We start from the raw sequence: 24,264 nt of genomic DNA, 5'->3' as shown, positions 1-24,264 counted from the left end.
TTTTTTTGTATGTTTTCATGCTGGTAGTTGGATGTCAATTGTTGTTCCTTTTCCTACACTGCTACGGATCGTGATATCCCCGCCGTGCTTGACGATAATATCCTTTGCAATAGCCATCCCAAGACCAGAGCCTGCATGCGAAACTCCTGTATTCGTCCCTCTGTAATAGCGGTCAAACACTTTTTCCAGCTCTGTCTCTTCTATTCCTCTGCCGTTGTCTTGAATCGTAATATGGGTTCTTTCTTTTTGTTCAAGCTGTACAATAATCGTCACATCAGGATCATTGTGAACGAGGGCATTTAAAATCAGATTGGTGACCGCTCTTCGAATGAGGATTTTATCAATATTCAGCATGAGCTTGTCTTCATTCGTTTGAAGCTCAATCGTCTGATCGGCATATCTTGAATCGTTTAAAATATCAATTAACGTTTCCCGCAACAGTGACACAATGTTGACCAGCTCTTTATTTAGCATGACGCCGTTATTTTTCAGCCTTGTTGTTAAATTCAGATCCTCCATGACATCTTTGATATACAATGATTTATTCTCAATGATGCCCGCGTAATGTCTGATGTCCTGGTTTGAAAGAGGATACTTTGGATCTTTGAGGATTTCTGCATAGCCTTGAATAGAAGCTAGCGGCGTTTTAATATCATGAGAAATATGGCTGATCCATTCTTCTCGCATTTGCTCTAGTTTGTCCTTTTCTTTTTTGCTTGAAGCGAGCTGCTCTGATAAGTGATTGACATTATAGAAGACATCTTTATAAATTCCTTTAGCAGGCAGATTTGTCGTGTAATCGCCGTTTGCCAGCCGCTGGATGCTATGAATGGCACGGGCAAGCGGTTTTGTGAGCTGCCGGCTGAATAAGTAACCAATGAGTAACGCTATGATGGCATCAATTGATAATAAAATCATCGTCCCGATATTGAATCTTGTTACTAAGTCCTTCGTGTCAAACGAGAATAGGTACTTTCCGATGGAAGGGTCTTTAAATCCGATAAAGTAGCTGTATTCTTTGCCCTTTACTTTTTTTCCGCCAGCATAAATGGTCGATAATAATTGCTTATCTTTATATTTATGTAAGTTCACGATTTCTATCGGTGTATATTTGTTCTTTAATCCTTTAGGTGCCTGCGCATGATACACGTCTTGGCCATTTTCGTCTAAAATTTGAATCCATGCATTCTGTTGTTTTAAGGCTTTCTGCCCTTCTTTGTTTACGGTAATTCCTTGATCAGAAAAAGAGACGTATTGTTCAAATGATCTTGTGAAGGTTTCGGGCGTATTTTCCTCGTTATGCTGGCTGTTTGCCTGAAGTACGAGCCAAATCATAAATCCGAATAAGTTGATAAAGACCGTGATAATGGTCACGATAATGACAGAGACCATATACCTGCCTGTTAATCGCCATTTCATCTTTACGCATCCTTTACAACAAATTTATAACCAAGCCCTTTGACAGTGACGAGAAACTCTGGTGTTGACGGGGAATCCTCTATTTTTTCCCGTAGTCTTCGGATATGAACCATTACCGTATTGTCAGAACCGAAGAAGTCTTCTCCCCAAACGGTTTGATAAAGCGTTTCTTTACTGATAACGCGGTTCGGATGCTGCAAGAAGTAGGTCATCAGCAGAAGCTCTTTTGGCGTGAGCTCAATGACCGCTCCATTTTTAGTCAGTTCTGCTTGCTGCTCGTTTAACTCAAACGGCCCTTTTTTGATTACGGGATCTGCTTGAGTTGACTGCAAGTATGAGATCCTTCTCAGCTGCGCTTTCACCCGGTAGGCGACTTCCTTTGGACTGAATGGTTTTGTAATGTAGTCATCTCCGCCGATGGCAAGTCCTACAATTTTGTCGGATTCTTCTCCCTTTGCTGATAAAAAGATAATCGGAACATGGGAGGTCTCTCTGATTTGTCTGCAAATATCATAGCCTTCACCGTCTGGCAGCATAATATCAAGTATGACAAGATCGGGTTGTTCTTGATGAAATTTTGCAAGCCCATCACGGGCAGTTGAAGCAGTTATGACGCGATCAATGCCTTCCCTTGTTAATACAGTGTTAATTAATTCCAAGATTTCTTTTTCGTCATCGATCATTAATACTTTGCTTTGAAGCTTTGGCATACATTGATCACTCTCCTGAAGTCATTGCCATTATTATACCCAATGTAAGTACATAGTGAAAAAATCAACTTCCTATTTGCATAAAAAAAGCCAATTTTCTTTTGAAATGAGAAAATTGGCTTTTGGTGATTCAATTCATTTTAGCGTTTGACCACAAATGTTGTCACACTTTGAGCCGGGAGATGAGCCCAAAATTGATTACCTGATATATTTAAGTCTGTACCAGGCTGAAGGTTGCTGTTGCTGCTTGTGATCCATCTTGACGCTTGTGAAGCAGTTCCGTTTTGCATCACAAAGTGCTGATTGACTCCTGTATTGTTTTTGTTAATCGCGACAATGACGACCTGATTGTTTCCTTTATAGGCTGATACGAATACATTCGGTTCAGGACTTTTCGTTGCATCAATTCTGATGTATCCTGGGCGTACAAACTTGGAGAAATGCGCCATGTTGTAACCACGTTTGCTGATTAGACCATCTTCTTTCATAGGGCCGTAGGATCTGCGGATGTACCACCAAACATATGCCTGAAAGTCCCCTTCTACCATCGAATGGTGAATATGCTCTGAAACTCCTAATGCTTCAGGCCAGCGGTCCGCTGAATTGTTATCGCTATTCGGGTAGTAGACCTCTGTCATCCAAAGCTCCTTTCCCCCTCCCTTTTGTTTGAAAAGAGGATACGGAAGCTGACTGATTTGGGTTCCGTACAAATGGGCTCCGAGAATGTCCATGTTTCCAAGCGCCTGCGGATCGTTTAGGATAGGATCTGATATATTTTTAAGGTATTGAAAGGATTCTGGTGCGATCACGCGGGCATTAATGGAGCCAGCATTTTCTCTCATGAAACGCAGGATTTCCTGAGGAGTCCACCATGTCCATTCGTGTGCATAATCGGGCTCATTTTGTACAGAAATAGCATAGAGATTGACGCCATTATTTTTCATATACGTCACAAAATCGTTCAGATGCTGAGCATATGCGGCGTATTGATTGTATCTCAGCCGCTTTGCAGATGTACCATTCCGGTTGAAGGTCTCTACCATATTGCTTGGAGGATTCCAAGGTGAAGCGATCACCAAAGCTCCATGCTCTATTGCTCTTTTGGCAGTGGCGACCTCTCTGTGCCAATTATTTCTGTTCTCATCTACAAAAATTCTTAGAATGGAAAATCCTAATTGATTCTGCCCATTGCCAAAGGCGGTTTCCCTTTGAGGTGCGGTCAAATCACCAATCCAAGCCGGATGATTCATTCCACCAAAGCCGCGAATCACTTGTCTTTCCGCATTGATATTAATATTGACATCTGCTGCTGAAACCTCAGTTACGCCAGGTCCGATGAACATGACAGACAGCATGGTGAAGCAGATCAATAAAGTGCAGATTGGTTTTTTGATCATTGACATCAAATTCTTCCACTCTCCTATCATCTTGTCTTTCTTAGTTACCTTTGAGTAAACTGCCAGGAATCAAATTGAAATAGGTTTGCACCTGTTCCAATAAAAACAAAAAATACGTTGTGCACGCCTGCTGCTCCATTTACTGCCGTTTCTACTTCTCGCCAGTTATTTGTTCCCCCTGTGGAAGGGACATTCAGTGTTCCGACGAGTCTGCCGTCAGGACTTCCGAGGCGTACTTCTATTTTCCCACCTGCATTTGACGCTACATTGGCTTTAAATGTTCTCGCACCGTTTGATCCGAAATCGACGTTACTGGCAGCCACCCAATCTCCGTTTTGAATGTTTGTGACATGCTGGTTATTGACCGGTCCGCCTGGAGCTGAAGATGCCTCTGTCAAAATGCGTCCATTCCATGCGAATGTTTCAGCTTCTACACGCTGATAAGGATTCAGGTTGGAAAGCTGTTTAACCCCTTCAAAATTGGCTGCGACTTCTCGAAGGGAGCCGTCAGCATTATGCACAAGTTTATTAATATGCGGAGATCTGTAGCCTTTTCCTGATCCGTATAAAGCAGAGCTGACCGTTTGGGTATGATACACGACATACCACTCGTTTTTAAAATTGAACACAGCATGATGGTTATTACCGCCTCCCCCGAAAAATGCACCCGGATTTTTCAGGAAGTGCCCTCTATACGTAAAGGGACCCATCGGACTTGAGCTCGTCATATAACCGATCTCACCAGGTGGTTTATCTGCTGGGTGGGAGCCGCCAAAGTTGATGCAATAGGAATAGTAATAGGTTCCGTTATACTTATGCATCCCCGAATCTTCAAACATAAAAGGAGCATCAATGGTTGATGCGCTGCCTACCACACTTGTCATATCAGGTCCTAGTTTTAGAACTCTTGCTGTTTTAGGATTCGCCCATTGTCCCTGCGTTGGATTAGAACCGCCTGGAACACCTCCGCCGGCATATAGATAACCAGTGCCGTCATCATCTACAAAAACGGCAGGATCAAAAAGCCATACAACTCCAGCCATCCCTGGTGTATTTGGCGTGACGAGTGCTTTTCCGATAGGATCTGTCCATGGACCGATGGGGGAGTCTGCTGTCAGAACGCCAATCCCTCCGCCGCTGTTCGCGAAATAAAGGAAAAATTTATCCTTCCCATTGATTTTTTTCACCGCTGCTGATGGAGCCCAGGAAGCACCTGCCCATTTGGCAATTCCTTTGCCGCCATTTGCTCCATTTGCCCCAGCTACTGGAATCGCGCCATGATCTGTCCAGTTCACCATATCTGCTGAAGAGATGACAAAGACCCTATTCAAATTGGCAAAAGAATTATCCTTAATCGTTCCATTGCTGTGATATTCATAGTCATCACTCGACATATAAATGTACACTCTTCCGTTATAGGTGAGCGCAAATGGATCAGCGCCCAAGTGGTGGTCTATGAGCGGGTTGGCATTTCCTACACGTTTTGCAATTGTTGTGCTTGCTGCACTCGCATCATATACCGGAAAAAAGCTCAGTACCAAAGCAAGAATCAATAAACCAACGCCGCACTTCATCCTCGTCCTCATCGTTTCATTTCCTCCTGTTTTCATCTTCCTAATATTGGGGTTTAGGCCCAATTTCAAAATATGTTGATAGGTACTGATGAAGAATGAATATAAAGAATGATTTCTAGTGTAAATCCTTGCTGGAATAACGTTGAAAACCCTTACTTTTTGACTAGAAGACAACAAAAAAATGCAGTCTCCCATGCTGGGGCTGCATTTTTTCTTCTTATGATTCATTGCATATAGCTTACATATAACGAGCGGTGACCATTTTCTTTCTTGTGTAAAACTCCACTCCGTCTGTTCCATTGGCATGCAAGTCTCCGTAGAAAGAATCCTTCCAGCCGGAAAACGGGAAGAATGCCATTGGTGCGGGTACACCGATGTTTACACCGAGCATGCCCGCTTCGATGTTTTCGCGAAATTCTCTTATGCTTGATGCGCTGTCCGTATACAGGCAGGCACCATTCGCAAATTTTGATTGATTGGACAGGTCGATGGCTTCTGTTAATGAAGAAACACGGACAATTGATAAGACTGGGGCGAAAATCTCGTCCTGCCAAATTTTCATTTGATTTGTGACATGATCAAAGATCGTCGGTCCGACGAAATACCCTTCTCCATTTGTTTCGTGGTCTTGCCGGCCATCACGAATGAGGCTTGCTCCTTCTTCAATCCCTGACTGGATGTATTGAAGTGTTCGTTCTTTATGTTCCTTTCGAATGACTGGCCCAAGAAAGACCTCTTCATTAATTCCGTTTCCAATGACGAGCTCGTTTGATTCTTCCACTAATTTTTGAATCAACTCATCAGCCACTTCTTCTTCCACTGCGACAACGGCTGCAGCCATGCAGCGCTCTCCTGCTGATCCAAAGGCAGCCCCGATGATTTGTTTCGTTGCCGCGTCTAAATCCGCATCTTTGAGGACAATGGAATGATTTTTTGCGCCTGCAAGTGCTTGGACACGTTTGCCATGCTCCGTTCCTTTTTTATAGACATATTCAGCGACTGGCTGAGAGCCGACAAATGATATGGCTTTGACCTTTTGATGTTCAAGCAGGCCGTTGACAACATCGTGAGCTCCATTGACGATGTTGAGAACACCTTTTGGAAGACCCGCTTCTTCAAACAGCTCAGCTAACCGTGCCGCAAGAATAGGAGTTCGTTCTGAAGGTTTTAAAACAAATGTATTTCCGCAGGCAATGGCAAGTGGGAACATCCAGCATGGAACCATCATTGGAAAGTTAAATGGCGTAATGCCGCCGATGACGCCAATTGGATAGCGGTACATGCCTGATTCAAGTCCAGTCGCAATATCTGGCAGCTGTTTTCCCATCATTAACGTCGGTGCGCCCGCAGCAAATTCCACACATTCAATCCCGCGCTGCACTTCTCCTTTTGCCTCTGTTACACTTTTTCCGTTTTCAATCGTTACGAGTTCAGCCAGCTCATCCCAGTTCTCAACGAGTAACTGTTGGTATTTAAATAAAATGCGTGCACGCCGGGGAACAGCAGTTTTAGACCAAGTAGTAAACGCTTCCTGTGCTGCTTGTACCGCACGTTCAACATCTGTTTTTGTTGAAAGCGGCACTTCCGCGATGATTTCGCCAGTAGCAGGGTTATACACTGCCTCTGTTTGACTTGTTTCTGCCTCAATCCATTGTCCGCCAATATAATTTTTCAACGTTTGTACATCTGTTTTGGTCATGTTCCCTCTCTCCTCTTTGTTAAAGAATGTCATGCTTAAAGGGTGTGTATGTATCGTCATTGTCTCATCTAACGGGCATTCATCTGTATACACTCTTTGTCAAATCAAACGGCAGTTTTGGTTTACGTTGTGATCATCTGGTTTGTTTGTGACATATGACACGAGAATGCCAAAAATCCATGATGTATTTTTGGTTAACTGTTGGTTAACTTTAGAAAAATCATAATATGAAAATGGCCCTCAGTCAATCCTCTTTTTGCTTCATAAGAAATACCTGATGCGCGGCACATCAGGTAGAGGCTGGTTCATTGATATTATTTGGTTGATCCTGCATATTGATTCGGTTCAATATAATTTGGCAGCATCTCTCCATGTGCTTCAATGAGTTCATCACATAATTTGATGGTGTCATCAATTGATAGTTCAGCGCTTGTGTGTGGATCCAGTAGAGCCGCTTGATAAATGTGCTCTTTTTTTCCGCTGATGGCTGCTTCTATTGTCATAAGCTGTGAGCTGATATTGCTTCTGTTGAGTCCAGCCAATTGTTCAGGGATCTCTCCGACATAGCATGGCATGATGCCGCTTCGATCTGCCACACACGGTACTTCTACACAGGCTTTTTCAGGCAGGTTGTGAATGAGTCCGCCTGTGTTCAGAACGTTTCCGCCAAATTTAAAAGGAACGTTCGTTTCGATCGCTTCAATGATACGTGAACCATATTCTTTAGACCGAGTATGTGTAATCTGTGTGTTCCCAACAAGGTCATGCTTCATTGTATTCCAGTTGTTGATTTGTTCCTCGCAGCGCCTTGGGTATTCGTCGAGCGGAATGTTAAACTGACCGATTAGTTCAGGGTACCGTGATTTAATGAAATATGGATGGTATTCGGCATTGTGTTCTGAGGATTCTGTGACATAGTAGCCGAATTTATCCATCAGTTCAAAACGAACCATATCATGATGCCGCGATTGCTGCTTTTCTTTTGCTCGTCTTTTGATTTCTGGATACAAGTCTTTTCCGTCCCGTTTCACCTCTAATAACCATGCCATATGGTTAATGCCGGCGATTTTTTCTTCAATGCCTTCATGTTCCATTTCAAGAGATTCGAATAGGTCCTGTGTACACACTTGCACACTATGACAAAGACCAACTGTTTGAACCTGAGTATAACGCAGCATTGCACCTGTCAATGTGGCCATAGGGTTTGTGTAATTTAACAATAAAGCACTTGGGCAAACCTCTTCCATATCCTTTGCAAAGTCAAGCATGACAGGAATCGTTCGAAGAGAGCGGAAGATGCCGCCGATCCCTACCGTATCCGCAATCGTTTGTCTTAATCCGTATTTTTTAGGTATTTCAAAATCAATGACAGTACTTGGCCGATAGCCTCCGACCTGGATGGCATTGATGACATATTTCGCATCTTTTAACGCTTCTTTCCGGTTGTGATAGGACTGGATGGTCACATTTGCACCGTAATTTGCTTTTAAATGCGACAGCATTGTTTCTGATTCTTTCAGCCTGTTGTGGTCGATATCATATAATGCGAATTCAAAGCCTGCAAGGGCGGGAACAAACAGACAATCTCCTAATATATTTTTAGCAAACACGGTACTTCCTGCACCGATAAATGTAATTTTAGACATAGACGACTCTCCTTTTTACATCCATATTGGGCTAGCCTTTGACAGAGCCTTGTGAAAGCCCTGCGATAAAATATTTTTGCAAAAGTAAAAACATCGTGACCATTGGCAGCATCGCAATGAGTGCAGCTGCCCCAACGAGCTGAAGCTGATGCTGATTTTGACCAAAAAAATGGGATAAGGCGACTGTGAGTGTATGCATCTCTTTATCTTGCAAAAAGAAGATAGCAAATTGATAGTCGTTCCAAATATACACGCAGGCAATGATTAATACAGAAGCGGTAATGGGCTTTAGAAGCGGAAAAACGACAGTGAAAAAAACTCTGAGTGTCCCTGCTCCATCAATACGGGCAGCTTCTTCAAGCTCCTTTGGAATGGTCGACCTGATAAAGCCTGCGTATAAGAAAATCGTCAGCGGCAAAAAAGCAGCCACATTATTTAAAATAGCAATTTGATAGGTGTTCATCATCCCGATTTGAACGACCATTTTATAGAGTGGGACAAGGGCTGTGAGCGGTGGAATGACCATAATGGCAATAAATAAAACATAGACTGCTTTATTTAGCTTGGTGTTCCTTCTTGCAAGCGGATAGGCTGCAAGAGATCCCAATATAATGAGCAATACAGCGGAGCTGAATGTAATGATCACTGTATTCAAAAAGGACTGGCCAAGCTGAGCCTCTGTCCATGCTGTGCGGAAGTTTTCAAGGTGCAGCGCTTTCGGAAACAGCCATTTTGAACTAAAATCTCCTATCCCCTTTAATGAAGTCGTCACCAAAATATAAAATGGAATGAGGTGTAGCAATGTAATCAATAGTGCGAGGAAGGAGTACCATCTTTTCTTGCGTTTATAGGCGTTATCCATCACACCTCGGTCTCCTTTCGTTTGAAATAAATCAGCGCTGCGACACTAATGATAAGGATGATGACCGCCATGAAAACCCCTTGCGTCGCTGCATAGCCCGCATCCTGACGTTTGAAATACAGATCATACATAAAGGTCGACATGGATTGCGAGGAATCTCCAGGTCCACCGCCAGTGAGTGCTACAATGACATCAAAGAGCTTGAGCCCGCCAATGACATTCAGCACAACATTAATGGTGATCGACGGCATAAGCAGCGGCAATGTGATCCGCCTGAATTGCTGGAGGCTCGATGCGCCGTCTAATTGTGCAGCTTCGTAATAATCCTTAGGGATACTTTGAAGTCCTGCTAAATAAATGATCATCGCAATCCCGACGTATTGATATGTGTTGACAAGCACAATGATCCATGTGTTGAATTGCGGGTTGCCGAGCGCATTCATTTGATCAAATCCAAAAAGCGTCACCACATCATTTAAGGCACCGCCTTGGTAAGCAAACACAAAATACCAAATATAGCCCATCGCAATCGGGCTGATCATGACAGGTAAATAGATGACCGTTCTTGTGATGGCTTTCATCTTTAAGCTTTGATTTAATAAGAGCGCATATCCAAGTCCGATGATATTTTGTAAAATGGTGCTCCCAATTCCGTAGAGAAGCGTGTTTTTGACAACAAGCCATGTCGCTTGATCCTGAAGCAGCCGCTCATATTGCTCAAGACCAATCCATTGATAAGTTTGTGAGAAACCGTTCCAATTCGTAAAAGAAAGTTGAATGCCGTTTAAAAAAGGATAAATGATAAAGGTACTGACGACGAGAACAGCTGGCATGTACATCCACCAAAGTGATGAATTGTGGCGTTTTTGTATCTTTTGTTTTGGTAAAGAGGTGAATGCGGCTGGCTGCTTTGCTTTTGTGATGTCATTCATTGGCTTCACTCCTGTTTCAGCATCCATCGGCTATTGTTTTTTCAGACGCTTATACTCCTCTTCCATTTTCTTTGACAACTGTTCTGGTGTGATGGAGCCTGCTAATAATTCTTGACCCGTTGTTGCCATGACCGCCCACATTCCGCTTGGTAAGTATTTTCGATCGAAATACGGTTCAATCTTCACCTGTTCGTATTGATCGTAAAATGCAGAGTAATAGTTTTTCGCTTTCACTTGTTTTAGAGCTGTTTCAGAGGATGTGCCCTCTGCGATTTTTTTGGCATTTTCAGGCTTTGCTAAAAAATCGATGAATTGCTTTGCTTCTTTTAGATGCTTAGAGTCCTTCCAAGCAGCGACAGTAAACCGTTCTCCGCCAATCCAGCTTTGTTCATCTCCTTCATGAATGGCTGGAACAGGCATCGTGCCTACTTTGATCGATGGATTCAGCTCTGTTGCTTCAGGTCCTAACGATCCTCCGACAAAGGTGAAGGCGATTTTGTTTTGTGCCATGAGTTCCGGTGCTTGAGAGAGTTTCGCTGTCAGGACATCTTTGTTTAAAAGGTCTTGATCTTTCAGATCTTTCATGAACCTGGCAAGCGGTGTATAGAGAGACCAATCAAATGAACCGTTTTCAAGTTCCTTTCCGTATTGATGCTTTTGATCGGTGATTAATAAAGGCGTCGCCAGCTCATCAAAGACTTGGGCAATATTAGAGTTATCTCCTCCTGGAATCCAGAGCGGCACAACATCTCCTTCGCTTTTTTCTTTCACTGTCAGCAAAGCCGATTTTAGTTCATCAAGTGTTTTTGGGACTTCGATGCCATATTCCTTTAATAAATTGGCATTAAAGCTAAGCCCGTCTTTTGCTTGATTCAGCGGATAGGCGTACACTTTGCCATCTTGGTCCTTTAAAATCTGGTCGAGTGAAGGATCAAGCTGTTTGACCCAATCCATCTCTTTTAAATCAGCCACATACTCGCTATAGCGCAGTTTGGCCCAGCCATGTGTATCAAACAGGTCTGGCATATCGTTTGCCCCCATTTTGACACGGATCATATCTTCATAGCTGTTGCCTGGGAAATTGGCATCGATTCGAATGTGTTGATGCTCCTTTTCAAACTCACGAATCACTTCTTCAAACGCTTTTCTTTCCCCGCTGTTGCTCATCGTTGAAAATAGCGTCAAGGTGACCTTTCCATTTGCTTCAGAAGAACCGTTATTACCGCAAGCAGACAAAATCATGGTCAAGAATATGGCTGCAGTCAGCAGCATGATTTTTTTATTCATGGTTTCCTCCTTTTGATCACTGAAAATTCAGACGATAATCGGTAGAATTCATGCAGTTGCGGAAACAAAAGAAGTCCATTATACTGGAATTCTATTCTTTTCAAAGAGATAAGAGAGCATACCGGCAGGCTGCCTTGTTCTTAGCATGATCTGGCCATCATGCTATGCAGCTTGTTTTCTGCTTTTTTGTCTCTTTTTTTGTTTGCTGAAATCGATGGTTCACCCCCTTTCATGGATGAGACATGTACTTCCTCGCTCGATGAGTGTTGTTGGCACGACGACTTTTAGAGGAAGTTTTCTTCCGTTTATTCTCTCAAGCAAAAGCTTCAGACCGACTTCCCCCATTTCTTCTGTATATACTTTGACAGTCGTAAGCGGCGGGCTTGAAAATGATGCGGCTTCAATGTCATTAAATCCAACAATGGATACATCTGAAGGAACGTGTAGACCGGCTTCATGGAGAGCGCGCATTGCCCCGATGGCCATAGAGTCACTTCCAATGAAAAAGGCCTGCGGCAGTTTTCCTTTTTTGATAGCTTGCTGCATAAGCGAATAGCCTTCTTGCATGGAATATTCACCAATGTGGATGTCTTCCATATGAAGAGCGCCCGCTTCCTGCATTCTTTTCATAAACGTCGTTTGTCTTTCGTCCTCAATCACAGCGTTGCCTTCGAAATAATGCTCCCGCTCTTTCCCGCCAATATAGCCTAGATGTGTATAGCCGAGTGATTGCAGATGACGAATGGCGCGATCTGCCGCTCTGACAAAATCCACATGTACACAATCATACAAATCTTCATCTGCATAATGATTGATAAAAACAATGTGTTCCATTCGATTTGTCATTTTTTCAACTGTATCGGGGCTGATTCGTCCAATGACGATCAAGCCGTCAATATCCTTTAGCATCGCCCCTTTATCCATGCTTCTTAGGCGAAAGGTATGGAGAGTGGACAGGCCTTGTTTGGCATATTCTTTTTCAATTCCTTTTCGAATCGATGAAAAAAAGGGATCATTTAATTCTTCGTCAATGGATTGAGCGACAACGATACCGATGACTGGGGATTCAGATGGGCTTTTTTCTTCTGCTTGATCGGCTTTTCTTGCTCTCACTGGGGTATAGTTTAACTTCTTTGCAATGTCGAGGATGTTTTGTCTCGTTGCATGTGAAACGGCAAGTGTTTGATCGCCATTTAACACACGGGATACAGTGGAAACGGACACTTTTGCATCATGAGCAATATCTTTGAGTGTGGTCATAGGCAAACTCCTCATCGTTATTTGACTAAATATTTACTAAAGATATTTGAAGGATAACATATTAATAAAGCGCTTTCAATTATAGATTTGCGATTTTTATTTTGTTTTTGGGTAAGTTTTGGTGAGTAAATATTGTTTTAGTAAAATTTGCGTAAAAAAGAGGATGGGTTTCATCCTCTCTTTTACTAGCGCGATTCGATTGAAGCTGTTTCTTTTGAAAATATTTGCTTCATTGTTTCCCAAGCAGCGTCGAGTTGTTTATGAAGTCCAAATAAACCTGAGGTGCCGATGATGTAGATCTCATTTCCAGCCTCAGCAAGCAGCCGGAACGTGCTCTCATTACAAGAGCCGTCTACTTCAATTGAAAACGAGTATCCTCCGTGTTTTTTGATATCTTTCACCTGTTTAATTTTCTGAAGCATTTCTTTAATAAAAGGCTGTCCGGCAAAGCCTGGATCGATTGTCATGATCGTCACTCTGTCTATTAAATGAATATAGGAATCTAATGCTGCAACTGGTGTGGCGGGATTTAGAACAAAGCCAACCTCACATTTTCTTTGGTGAATATGCCGGATGATTCGAAAGGCATCTTTTTGCACGACTTCTGGGTGTAAACAAATCATCGTTGCGCCAGCATCAATACATGCATCGATTAAAAATTCCTGGGGGTGTTCAGCCATTAGATGAACATCAATCGGTACATTTGTCAGTTTCCGAAGCTGTTCAATGAAAAAGGGTGATAACGTCATATTCTTCACATAATGCCCATCCATCACATCGACATGGTACCGGTCTGCTCTCGTGTTGAGAAAATGAATTTGTTCACGGAAGTGCGTGAGATCCATGCACATCAGTGAAGGTGAAAAAGTAGCTGTCAATCTCAGTCTCCTCCTTATTACAGCTGAAATAAAAGCTTGATCAATCCAATTAAGATTCCGATGATACCAAAGTCTGTATCTCCAAACGTTGTCCCTTCAAAGCCGAGGGTTCCGAGCACAGGTAATAAACAAGCAGGTAAAAAGGAAAGAAGCAATCCATTTACAAAGGACCCAGCGACAGCACCTCTTACCCCTCCTGTTGCATTGCCATACACTCCTGCTGTAGCACCGCAAAAAAAGTGCGGGACAAGACCAGGGACAATGACAGTTAAACCAAACAAAGGTAAAAGAAAAATGGATACGATGCCTCCTGCAAAGCTGCATAGAAAACCGATAATCACCGCATTTGGCGCAAATGGAAAAACGGTTGGCGCATCAAGTGCCGGCTTTGCTCCCTTCACGAATCGATCGGCAATCCCCTTAAAAGCAGGCACGATCTCGCCAATGGCCATCCGTACCCCTGCTAAAATAATGTACACACCAGCAGCAAACGTAATCGCCTGAATGAGAATGAAGACAGCAAAGTTCGTGCCCCCGCTAATTTGTTCTATAAAAGGAATTCCTGCAAACGGTGCAATCGCAAAGAACAGCAAAGCCATCGTAATCGAAATGGCAACAGATGTATCTCTTAGAAAACCGAGTGATTTAGGCACTTGAATGGTTTCCGTTGATTTTTCAGGAGAACCAACCCATTTGCCGATCATTCCCGCAGTAAAATAACCGAAAGTACTGAAGTGCCCGAGCGCGAGATCATTGCTTCCGGTGACTTTCCTCGTAAACGGCTGAAGGATTGCGGGGGCAATGACCATAGCTGCCCCTAATATCATTGAGCCAGTGGAGATGAGCAGCCACCCGTGCATACCGGCGGTCGAGAGAACGACGGCGAGCATAGCCGCCATATACAACGTATGATGCCCAGTCAAAAAGACGTATTTAAAGGGTGTGACTCTTGCAAGTAACAAATTGACCAGCATGCCAAAAATCATAATGAGTGCTGTCTGTGTACCGAATTCCTTTTGAGCAATGGCGGCCATAGCATCTGTATTTGGCACAACCCCTTGAATGTGAAAGGCTGCTTCAAACATCTTTCGAAAAACCCCGAGTGAATCCGAAACCACTGTAGCGCCCGCCCCTAATATTAAAAAGCCCATGGTTGTTTTCAAGGTGCCTGACACAGTATCTGCCGCTGATTTTTTCTGCAAAAGTAAACCGGCTAGAGCAAATAAACCAATGAGAATGGCAGGTGTGCCCAATATATCGTTCATGATCAGTTCTATCATGATGTGAATCCCCCTTTTTCATGACTTAAATGTGTTGACGAAGGACGTCCTTAATGGCTTTCTGGTCTAACAAATTATTTAAGCCAGCCACATTTCTTGTGCCGTCATTCAGCTGGTCAATAATATCAGCTGCGCCGATATAAAGATCTGCTTGTTCATTTTTACTTGTACTGAGATCGGTATGATCCACTTCAGCTATAAGACCTAATTCTTCTAATGCTTTTTTGACATTCATTTCTACAATAAAGCTGCTTCCTAACCCGTTTCCACATACAACTAGAATTTTTTTCATTCTCTTTTTCCCCCTTTATACTTGTGAAAATTGATCAATTAATTCTTGAACCGATGCTAAATCTTCTGCTTCAATCAATTGTTTCGTCCGTTTCTCTTCACTTAACAGAATGGTCAGCTGTTTGAGTGCTTTCAAGTGACTCATGCTGTCAATAGCGGCTAACACAATGACGAGCCGCACCTGCTTTTTGCCATCCTTTGAAAACGAAATGGGCTGTTTGAATGACATGAGTGTCATGCTCAATTTGTTCACGCCATCCTCGGGCCTTGCATGTGGAATGGCCACTTGTGGTGCAATCACAATATAAGGACCATTTTGATGAACAGACTGAATCATGGCTTCTACATAACTTGGTTCAATGGCATTTTGATCAAGTAAAGGCTGCGCCGCTTTTGTAATCGCCTCTTGCCATGTGTCTGCTGTTTGGTGGAGCTTAATGGTTTGTTCTGTTAATAAATCGTTTAACACTGGGTTCCACCCTTTCTGATAGGATACATATGTGGGATGAAGCAGCTCCTGAATGTCATGAAGCAGTGCTTGTTTGTTTTGTACGATGGTATGCTGCTGGATGACTTCGAATAAAGCGTTTACATACTGCTCGTCAACCTTCGTTTCTAAGCCTTTCCCGTATTGAAGTAATGTTTTTTTCTCATAGGCAGTTAAAATAGGATGAACGAGATGAACTGGTTTTCCTTTAAACGAAATAGGTGTTGTGGACACAACGAAATCTGCATCAACGGCTGCTAATTCTTCATATGCACGCTTTGATAACAGCCCTCGTACTTCGATGTAGCCGATTAATTCGAGGAGCTGAGTTTTCAGCATGTAACTTGTGCCGATTCCTTCTCCGCAGACAATGTATACAGAACGCTTAACAATGGATGAAATTCCTTCCCTTCTCATCCAGCTGCCAAAATGCATGGCGAGATATGCAACTTCATGGTCACTCAACTTTGAACAGGCCGCCTTTTCTAAATGGCAGGCAACTTTTTGAGTGATTTCAAATACTTCTGGCTGTGCTTTTTTTATAGACTCCGTTAGTTCGTTGATTATACCAATGTGATAGATGAGCCTGTAATAAGCTGGAATTAAATGCATGGTTAAGTTTTGCTCCAATGCTTTTGGTTCTTGAAAGGAAATACAAGCATATCGCTGAAAGTCAAGTATCATTTGCCTGGCGATGGTGCGAATGAGATGTTCTTCTGGTTTTTTAATTAATGGAAGTTTTTGTTTTTTGGCACTTAGCCATAGGGTGCTAAGAAAATAGATCTCATCATCATGAACAATGAGACTGGCCTCTTTTTGAATCTGCGCCATGAAACGAATAGCCGCCAAGCATTCCTCTGTTTCCTGCAATGTTCGCTTTTCTTCGTTTGAAATGTGTACAGCATGCCCTAGCTTCATCCGCTTGAAGTAGAAACAGAGATCCAAAGAGAGCTGATCCAGCATCTCATCTGCAAATTCAAGCTTAAGTTCTTGTTCTGACTGCTGGAGGAGATGGTGTACCCGTTTGGACGAAATAGGTCCCTTTAACCAAAATGACGGAAACGTTTTTTCGTTTTTTATCATTGTGCGAATGAAATGTATATAAGGTTTGAGTGCCAATCGAATGGCCCTTTCGTCTCCTAAAATCACATAGCCGCTTGCTGCCTGATAGCGGAGTGTGATCTCCTGCTTTGAAAGCGCCTCTTTTAGCTGTTTCATATCCTCGAGCAATGTATTTCGGCTCACCTTTGTCATCTTCATAAAATCATCAATTCTTAGACAATGCTCGCTACATGCAATGGATAAAAGCAAGATGGCTCTTCGTTCCTTTACACATGGTTCATAATCGTGACCAACAAGAATGGTGTCAGCTTTTTGAATAATGATTTCTTTTTCCAGAGGATTTAAATAATAGCCAAGTTGACCTTTTCGCTGCACACCGCTAAGCTGATGAATTTCAAGCCAGCTGTTCATTCGTTTGATTTCAGCGTAAACGGTTCGAGTCGAGACATTCATCCGATTCTGTAAATCTTCTATTGATAGATAAGATGTCGTGTGAAGCAGTATAGATAATAAAGCAGTGCCCCTTTTGGTTAAGTACAGTTGGAATTCCTCCTTTCTTCCCTTTGCTTATAAGTCTAATCAACTCACATGCATCAAAGAAGTCCAAATGTCTTCAGCACGTGCTATGCAGAGATTGTGTACTCTTTTCATAAGAAAAACACACTGCTTGAGTGTGCTTTCAGGATTGTAACAAAGAGTTCTTTGTCTTCTTTTGCGTGTTTGAGGACCAATAAACTCAAAAAACCTTGAATGATATAAAGCCAGTCAAGGTTTTTTCACTTCTTATCATCTTTTATTTTTCCTATACGTGACATTTAAAATTATTTTTTGTTTAAACTAAATCCGAAATCCAAATCGTTTTCAAATGAAATACAAATACACCAATCACCTTTTAATGATATAAAGTAGTGGTGCTGTGGGATATCTAACAAATAGACTAGTAACTCTTCTAAATGTTGTAATTCAAACTGGTACCCAAACTCTGTAAGGTTATCCCCTATGTAAATTACTTGTAAGTGATTATCTAAATATTTGTCTTTTAATTCAGTTATAAATAGAAGAGTATCAGGAAGTAAAGATTCATTATTTGAGCTCTTACTATAATGTTTATTGGTTTGTAACCAATCTATTTTTGAACCAGCAAAATCAAATTTATGTTCTATTAAATCTAAATAAATTTCTGGATTTTTATGTACTTTGACACTTTTAAGAAGGTCTTGTAATTCCAAATCCTTTATTAGATCTTCATCATAAGAATTCAAAAAAATTACCCCCTTTGTCTAAAATACTTTTGTATTTTTTCACTGTCTTTCTTTTCTAAATTCATAGGACTCGCTGTAATATCATTTGTTGCATTCATCATTTCAGCGTACAATGCCATTGTAGATTGCTGCTCCGTCTTTTACAAATCATTTTCACTGTTTGACCGAATTCTATTAAATCTTTAACTGTTTTCTTCCTGCCATACCTAAACCTCCATTCTTCTATGTTCAATCCCAATAATAAATATAGTGCTGAGTTGAAGAATCTATTGTCATCCCCATTTTTTCATACAATTGTTGTGCTTTTGTATTAGAAGTCGCTGTTTCTAGACTGATAAATCGAGCTCCTTTATCGTTTGCAAATGAAAATGCTTTTTCCATCAATTGCTTACCTATTCCCATTTGACGAGAATCTTCTATAACAAACAAATCATTTAAAATGAACGCATCTTTCATCGAAACAGATGAAAATGTTGGATACAATTGGACAAATCCTAAATATTGTTCATCTTCTTTTGCAACAAACAAAATAGACTCTTGTTTACCGTATCGTTCCGCTAGAAAATGATAAGCACCTTCTACATTTGAAAGCTGCTTATAAAATTGGCGATATTGATCAAACAGAACCGCAACTTGCTTTAAGTCATTTTCATTAGCTCTTACTATATCCACTCTTCTATCCCCTTTCATATCAATTAGTAGTATAATAATCGATATTCTGACATGTGAAAATGTACAGATTTCCACTTTATTAAATGTCAGAAGGGAGGAATAAAAAGATGAAACATTATATTTTCCCTTTCAGTGCCAATCAACCAAAATATAAACAAATTTATGAGCAATTTAAGAAATTAATCGAGGACGGAAAGGTAAAAACAGGAGAAAATCTACCTTCCATTCGTTCACTAGCAAATGACTTAGGTGTTAGCCGTCATACAACACTGCAAGCATATGATCAATTATTAGCTGAAGGATACATTCAAGCCAATGTGCGTAAAGGCTATACTGTCAATAAATTTGAACCAATATTTCTTCACACCCCTATTCCAGAAGTACCTAGAACTAAACCAACACAATCGATCGATTTCATTGATTTCAAAGTAAGTGCTGTTGATGAGGAACAATTCCCTTTAAAAGTTTGGCGGCAAATTTCTAACAAAGTGTTGCAGCAATCCATTAGCTTTCAATATGGATATCCTTTTGGAGAGCCGGAATTTAAACAAGAACTGGCTGATTACTTATTCCAAGCGAGAGGTATGAGCATTAATCCTCAAAACATGATTGTTGGAAGTAATACACAGCAACTACTGTTGTATTTAGGATTTCTATTAAAAGAACGTTTTTCTAGTATGATTGTTGAAAACCCTGGTTATAGCGGTGTACGTGAGGTCTGTCATTTACATGGATTTGAGATTGAAAGTATTCCTGCATCAAAACAAGGTGTATTATTGGACTCACTCGTAAATAAAAGCGGGAAATTATTGTACATAACACCTTCACATCAATATCCTACTGGTACTGCACTATCGATTCAACAAAGACTTGAATTGATTCAATGGGTACGATCAAATAACGGTTTCTTATTAGAGGATGATTACGATGGAGAATTTCGATATGGCCAAAAACCCTTTCCTGCTTTAGCTTCTTTAGATGCTGAACATGTCATTTATTTTGGTACGTTTTCAAAAGCATTTCTACCATCTATACGATTAGCATATATGGTGTTACCTGATTCATTAATCAATATCTATATGGATAAATTTCAACACTTCGAACATAATGCTTCTTTATTACATCAACTGACCATGACTGAATTTATGAAAAGTGGGGAATGGACAAAGCATATTAAACGTATGCGCAATACTTATAAAAGGAAAATGAACTTATTGGTTCAACAAGTTCAGCATTTATTTGGAAAACAAATTGAGATCATTGGCGACAATGCAGGGTTATATATCATGTTACGTATACACACTCCCTATACCGAAAATGAATTAATTGAAAAAGCCCTTCAACAGCATGTTAAAGTTTATCCAACAAGTCATTTATTTATCGAAAATCCACCTGTACTACCTCACATACTGCTCGGTTTCGCAAACCTTTCTCTTGAACAAATCGAAAGAGGTATTTGTTTATTAAAAGAAGCATGGAAATAATATTGGTGGTTCATTGACGATTTTGTTTGAAACTTGGAGCATGAATTTTGTGAATCGACTCTTTATCAAAATACCACTTCACCTTTCTGCTTTACCACTATTAGTGATACGTCTCACCGTCATGTATCTAATATGAGGTCTAACCAGCATTGATTATGGACAATATAGGAGTAGTCTCTCTTGTAAACTTTCAAAGATTTCTACAGGCATTTCCCGGACCTTGATATCATCGCCTAGGAAAAATAGCCAATTTGTTATTTCGGTTATTTCTTCTGAATAATTAACATTGATAAAAGTCTTTAAAATGGCTGTAGTTTGGTAAGGATTCGTATAAGAAATTGACATTTTGAAAGGATGGTATTTTTTGAACTGTGCAATTGCCTTTGGACCAAGTTCAAGGGCAAGGTTGATTACTTCCTCCTGCTTACTTAGTTTTTCTAAAATCTTTTTCCTGGTTAATCTATTTTTTGTAGAGCATGGTTCTACATCTGTGAGATTGTCGACAGTCAAAATCCGTTTCTTCTCTTCCTTTAAATCAAAGCATTCAATCAACCACAGGCTTTTTTCACGATAAAGGTTCAAAAGGTAAATAGGATAGGACTTGATCACTTTCTCCTCTCTAACGGTAATCAGTAAATATCGATCCAAAATAAGCAATTGGATTAATTTTTCTAACATGGGGTGAGGGAGATCGGACAAATCAAGCAGATCAGGATTATTCGGGTTGGTCCCTTCAAATAGCAAGAGGCGATTTAACAGAACGAGGTCATCTTGCTGGGTTTCTGAGATGAGTCCTAGTAATTTTTCAGCTAAAGACTGGCGACTCTTTAAATAAGGGAGTTGTTGGTTTCTCGTGGCCATAAAGGCAATAAAAAGAGCTTTAATCTCATTATCGGTAAAGCGAACAGTTGGCAGGACAGAATTGTTCATTACAAAATATCCCCCGTCCCTTCCGACTTCTGCGACAAGCGGCATCCCCATAGCTTCAATTTCTCTGATGTCTCTAATTGCTGTCGAACGAGAGATATGAAATTCTCTCATGATTTCAGAAATTGTAAAGTTGGCGCGGTTGTTAATATACCGCATGATGGTATTTATCCGTTCAACTTTTTTCATCTGGTCCCCCTAAACAGTATCATTTTTTGACATGGTTTAAGCCTATTATATACCTATCAAGTGAAAAGACAGAATCACTTGGTTCATTTTTCGAAAAGGAAGTGTTGAATATGGCAGAATATATACTAGAAGAAAAAGACAGCTTTCACGTGTTAGGTATTGGAACTGAACTTAAGAGTCATTACACAGACTATGCGGGCATAACGAAGGAAAAAGCAGACTTTTGGCAAGCAGTCAACCAAGAAGGTAAGCTTGACACCTTAAAAGCCATTGCCACAAATGACTATATTTTTATCGTAAACGAAGCGGTAAATAATAAGCTGATGCATTATGTCGGGGTCATGACAGAGGAATCGTTACCAGAAGCGGACAGAGTGATTCAATTTCCTAAAGGGGAATATCTAATCGTTAAAGGGGAAGCTAAAACCGCTGATGAATTGCATCAAACGCTTACTGGCATTGCATTTGGTCAAGTCTTGCCTGAAGCAAAGAATTTTGCCTATGTTGGTGGACCAAATGCAGTGGTAGAAATGGGACAGCGAAACGACTTATTACTTGGTGAGATGTGGATTCCTGTTGTACGGAAATAAGAAGGATTTGGAGGAATAGAAATGGCTTATATCGTTGATTTTAAACATGTGTCTACGATTGGTTTAGAGTCTTCACCTGTAGCAGAAGCACTTGCTGGCTTACGAGCGAATGAGGCTCGTTACTTTATGAACAAATATAAGCATGAATTTACAGTATTACCTGCTAGGGAAAGTCAGGAGACCCTTGATTATGTAAACCGAGTGTTAAAAGAAGAACGTGAACTAGAGTTTGCAGCCAAACCTTTAGAAACGGCAAGTTTTCAAGTGGAAAATATCAAATGGACCTACGTCTTTTATGAGGATGGTCTTGCAATTAACGTCCTGTATACAGTGGATGACCCGAAAAAACGTGCTGTTGGTTTTAAGCTTTCTGAAGGGATGGAAGTACCAAAGGAATTAGAAGGAAAATTTAAATTTGCTAGGCAGAAGTCTAAACTAGCTGGAACGATTCGTGGGTCATTCTTTAAAATTAAAGGGGAATATTGAGTTGAGAAACACTTTCTTTACTCGAATTTGTGAATCTGATTGAACAAATAAATTAAAATAATTTCCGCCTTCTAAACAGAGCAGCATTCTCTATGCATTATTTAGAGGATGTTTTTCTGTTTATTGTACCAACCTCATTTCTTTATGAAGAAGTTCGTCGTTAAAGTGGCTTGTCTGTTTAACATCTATACTTTTTCAAGAAAAAGATGTAAAGTATCCCTCATTCAAAAAACACTCACTATAAAAGCTGTGAGTGCTCATTTTGGCTTGTCTCTATCATACGTGACCCACACAGGAAAAAAGGTCCTCATCTCCCTTTTTGTCGTTTTTTTCTCAATTTGAAGTACAATAACACAAAAAACTTTGAAAGGCATTTAGCCAATCAAGGTATGAGTTTTATTTTTTTAATCAACTAGTAACTCCAAGTAATATTTATCATTTTCTTCTATTTTTCTTAAAAATTCTTCAAGAGAAGTCGCAATTTGAATATCATAATAGTAAACCGGACTGCTATTCTTTTCATTCAATTCAATTGACATTAAAGCTGATTCATTACCTTCAAAAAATATTAGTTTGTTATTTTCAAATTCATCATAGATTTCTATGTCAGGATAAAACTCAAAATCATTTTCTCTTAATCGAAAATCTCTTACGGAATAAGGATCCATAATACGATTGATATTAAACTCTGAACCTTTAATAAACCCGTAGCCAACCTCTATATAAAAATTAACTAACTCTTTAGGAAATTTTAAATCAAGTTCCTTCTCAACCTCTTTTATTTCATTTTCAGTTACTGGAAAAAAACTATTTTCTTGATTTGCCTTTATAGATTCGTATCCCATTATTTTTTACCTCCTTTAAATAGTTCGTTTGCTGGTGAACCTTTTCCATGAATACCAGCTTGATGCTCATTTGGGAATTTTGCAGGATGCATATTCCACCATTCATGTTCTCCTCCAAATGTATTCTCAATTATATGATGAGCATCATACTTATCTCCTTTTTTCCTAATTATTTTACCTGTTTTTTCTGAAATGACATTTTCATTATACTCAGGCCACTTTTGCCCAGTATTTTCTTCCCACTTTTTGATTACTGTATTTTTTACTTTATCAAATTCTGCTCTATGCTTAGCTGTTTCTATTGGTGACATTTTTTTATATTCTTTATTTCTTAAGGCTTCCTTCAACTTCTGTGTTTGGTTTTTAGGTAACTCTCTGCCTGTTCGGCCTTCTATATCTCTAATATATTTTTTTATTGTATCAGAATCTACCTTATTACCCTTAACCCCCATTTTACCATGAAACCCTTTCACCCCAAACGGCAAAAGCATCCCCAGAGCCGCGTTCATACTCGCTTCCTGCTGTTCTTTCGAGATCTTATTTCCAAACATGTCTCGGCCTGTGATCGCTTCGCTGAAGCCGTTGGTGGCGGTGAGGCCATATAAGCCTTTTTGAGATGTTTTCAGGGCGTCAAAAGATTTTTGCGATGTCTTGTAGATATCGACCGCCCTGACTGCGGCTGATGTTGCTTGGGTCGTTTTATAGACAGCTTTCCCGCCTTTGAAAATGCGGCCTGCCCAGCCAACGATAGGGATGTAGCCTGCGGCCGCCATACCGCCTGCGGCGACGCGCTGACCTGCGGTGAGCTCTTCCCCTGTGATTGGATCAACGCCTGTTGCGGCACGTTTTGCATCGTTCACACCAGTCAGTTCATTCACGATGTTTCCACCATAATCGAGCGCTTTTTCATACCAAGGGCGGTTGGCGAGTGCTTCTTGTTCCTTTGCAATCTCGCGGGCTTCTTCTTGTTCTTTTTTGATTTTCAGATATTCAGAAGTTTGCTTCTCAATATCGCTTTTTGCCTT

At 40.7% G+C, this 24,264-nt stretch carries 22 protein-coding genes; 3 read left to right on the top strand and 19 right to left on the bottom strand.

All coding sequences use genetic code 11. From position 1 onward, the window contains the following. Positions 1 to 15 precede the first annotated feature (15 nt). From QSJ46_RS09170 to QSJ46_RS09095, 16 genes are all read right to left on the bottom strand, one after another. Positions 16 to 1,419, bottom strand: coding sequence for a sensor histidine kinase (locus QSJ46_RS09170; protein ID WP_285604619.1), 1,404 nt, complete (start codon positions 1,417 to 1,419; stop codon positions 16 to 18). 2 nt (positions 1,420 to 1,421) lie between these two features. After that, the gene (locus QSJ46_RS09165; protein ID WP_047203160.1) at positions 1,422 to 2,129 is read right to left on the bottom strand and encodes a response regulator transcription factor; all 708 of its coding nucleotides are present in this window, start codon (positions 2,127 to 2,129) and stop codon (positions 1,422 to 1,424) included. A 140-nt stretch (positions 2,130 to 2,269) separates the two neighbouring features. Further along, positions 2,270 to 3,535 carry a glucuronoarabinoxylan endo-1,4-beta-xylanase XynC gene (xynC, locus tag QSJ46_RS09160; protein WP_285604618.1) on the bottom strand — a complete coding sequence of 422 codons (1,266 nt, stop codon included), beginning with the start codon at positions 3,533 to 3,535 and terminating at the stop codon, positions 2,270 to 2,272. Between the two features lie 35 nt (positions 3,536 to 3,570). Further along, on the bottom strand, positions 3,571 to 5,112 hold the full coding sequence (locus QSJ46_RS09155) for a glycoside hydrolase family 43 protein (protein ID WP_285604617.1): 1,542 nt from the start codon (positions 5,110 to 5,112) through the stop codon (positions 3,571 to 3,573). A 226-nt stretch (positions 5,113 to 5,338) separates the two neighbouring features. Further along, positions 5,339 to 6,799: a CoA-acylating methylmalonate-semialdehyde dehydrogenase gene (locus QSJ46_RS09150; RefSeq protein ID WP_285604616.1), complete on the bottom strand. Its 1,461-nt coding sequence runs from the start codon at positions 6,797 to 6,799 to the stop codon at positions 5,339 to 5,341. A 314-nt stretch (positions 6,800 to 7,113) separates the two neighbouring features. Next, positions 7,114 to 8,445: an alpha-glucosidase/alpha-galactosidase gene (gene melA, locus QSJ46_RS09145; protein ID WP_285604615.1), complete on the bottom strand. Its 1,332-nt coding sequence runs from the start codon at positions 8,443 to 8,445 to the stop codon at positions 7,114 to 7,116. A gap of 31 nt (positions 8,446 to 8,476) precedes the next feature. After that, positions 8,477 to 9,307: a carbohydrate ABC transporter permease gene (locus tag QSJ46_RS09140; RefSeq protein WP_064498533.1), complete on the bottom strand. Its 831-nt coding sequence runs from the start codon at positions 9,305 to 9,307 to the stop codon at positions 8,477 to 8,479. Further along, entirely contained in the window at positions 9,307 to 10,239 is a 933-nt protein-coding gene (locus QSJ46_RS09135; RefSeq protein ID WP_047203193.1) for a carbohydrate ABC transporter permease, read from the bottom strand. Before QSJ46_RS09135 ends, QSJ46_RS09140 begins: the two co-directional genes overlap by 1 nt. Positions 10,240 to 10,269: 30 nt before the next feature. Continuing rightward, on the bottom strand, positions 10,270 to 11,526 hold the full coding sequence (locus QSJ46_RS09130) for an ABC transporter substrate-binding protein (RefSeq protein WP_212039917.1): 1,257 nt from the start codon (positions 11,524 to 11,526) through the stop codon (positions 10,270 to 10,272). 219 nt (positions 11,527 to 11,745) lie between these two features. After that, on the bottom strand, positions 11,746 to 12,786 hold the full coding sequence (locus QSJ46_RS09125) for a LacI family DNA-binding transcriptional regulator (protein ID WP_099663318.1): 1,041 nt from the start codon (positions 12,784 to 12,786) through the stop codon (positions 11,746 to 11,748). A 185-nt stretch (positions 12,787 to 12,971) separates the two neighbouring features. Beyond that, positions 12,972 to 13,664, bottom strand: coding sequence for a D-allulose 6-phosphate 3-epimerase (gene alsE, locus QSJ46_RS09120; protein WP_285604614.1), 693 nt, complete (start codon positions 13,662 to 13,664; stop codon positions 12,972 to 12,974). Between the two features lie 17 nt (positions 13,665 to 13,681). Next, on the bottom strand, positions 13,682 to 14,944 hold the full coding sequence (locus QSJ46_RS09115) for a PTS ascorbate transporter subunit IIC (protein ID WP_047203174.1): 1,263 nt from the start codon (positions 14,942 to 14,944) through the stop codon (positions 13,682 to 13,684). Positions 14,945 to 14,969: 25 nt separating this feature from the next. After that, positions 14,970 to 15,236 (bottom strand): PTS sugar transporter subunit IIB, encoded by a 267-nt coding sequence (locus QSJ46_RS09110; RefSeq protein WP_047203175.1) that lies wholly within the window; start codon positions 15,234 to 15,236, stop codon positions 14,970 to 14,972. Between the two features lie 15 nt (positions 15,237 to 15,251). Continuing rightward, positions 15,252 to 17,288, bottom strand: coding sequence for a BglG family transcription antiterminator (locus QSJ46_RS09105; RefSeq protein WP_352230649.1), 2,037 nt, complete (start codon positions 17,286 to 17,288; stop codon positions 15,252 to 15,254). A 317-nt stretch (positions 17,289 to 17,605) separates the two neighbouring features. Continuing rightward, positions 17,606 to 18,046 (bottom strand): rhs-associated protein, encoded by a 441-nt coding sequence (locus QSJ46_RS09100; protein WP_107163770.1) that lies wholly within the window; start codon positions 18,044 to 18,046, stop codon positions 17,606 to 17,608. A 228-nt stretch (positions 18,047 to 18,274) separates the two neighbouring features. Continuing rightward, positions 18,275 to 18,718 (bottom strand): GNAT family N-acetyltransferase, encoded by a 444-nt coding sequence (locus QSJ46_RS09095; RefSeq protein ID WP_107163771.1) that lies wholly within the window; start codon positions 18,716 to 18,718, stop codon positions 18,275 to 18,277. 107 nt (positions 18,719 to 18,825) lie between these two features. Here QSJ46_RS09095 and pdxR point away from each other — a divergent pair, with 107 nt between their 5' ends. Then, complete coding sequence (gene pdxR, locus QSJ46_RS09090; protein ID WP_107163772.1) at positions 18,826 to 20,202, top strand: MocR-like pyridoxine biosynthesis transcription factor PdxR; 1,377 nt, start codon at positions 18,826 to 18,828, stop codon at positions 20,200 to 20,202. 153 nt (positions 20,203 to 20,355) lie between these two features. Here pdxR and QSJ46_RS09085 read toward each other — a convergent pair whose 3' ends face one another. Beyond that, positions 20,356 to 21,318: a helix-turn-helix transcriptional regulator gene (locus tag QSJ46_RS09085; protein WP_285604613.1), complete on the bottom strand. Its 963-nt coding sequence runs from the start codon at positions 21,316 to 21,318 to the stop codon at positions 20,356 to 20,358. A 110-nt stretch (positions 21,319 to 21,428) separates the two neighbouring features. Here QSJ46_RS09085 and QSJ46_RS09080 point away from each other — a divergent pair, with 110 nt between their 5' ends. Further along, complete coding sequence (locus tag QSJ46_RS09080; protein ID WP_058838635.1) at positions 21,429 to 21,908, top strand: GyrI-like domain-containing protein; 480 nt, start codon at positions 21,429 to 21,431, stop codon at positions 21,906 to 21,908. 21 nt (positions 21,909 to 21,929) lie between these two features. Further along, positions 21,930 to 22,394: a phage tail protein gene (locus tag QSJ46_RS09075; protein ID WP_107163774.1), complete on the top strand. Its 465-nt coding sequence runs from the start codon at positions 21,930 to 21,932 to the stop codon at positions 22,392 to 22,394. 404 nt (positions 22,395 to 22,798) lie between these two features. Here the strand turns inward: QSJ46_RS09075 and QSJ46_RS09070 are convergent, their stop codons facing one another. Next, positions 22,799 to 23,239 (bottom strand): SMI1/KNR4 family protein, encoded by a 441-nt coding sequence (locus tag QSJ46_RS09070; protein WP_224928540.1) that lies wholly within the window; start codon positions 23,237 to 23,239, stop codon positions 22,799 to 22,801. Then, positions 23,239 to 24,264: pre-toxin TG domain-containing protein (locus tag QSJ46_RS09065; protein WP_285604612.1), on the bottom strand; the 1,026-nt coding region annotated here is incomplete at its 5' end. The genes QSJ46_RS09070 and QSJ46_RS09065, both read right to left, overlap by 1 nt.

It is taken from the genome of Bacillus sp. YKCMOAS1, from assembly GCF_030268125.1.
GTDB lineage: Bacteria > Bacillota > Bacilli > Bacillales > Bacillaceae > Bacillus > Bacillus safensis.
Note: the sequence above shows the minus strand (reverse complement) of the source record. Positions and strands in the feature narration are given on the sequence as shown.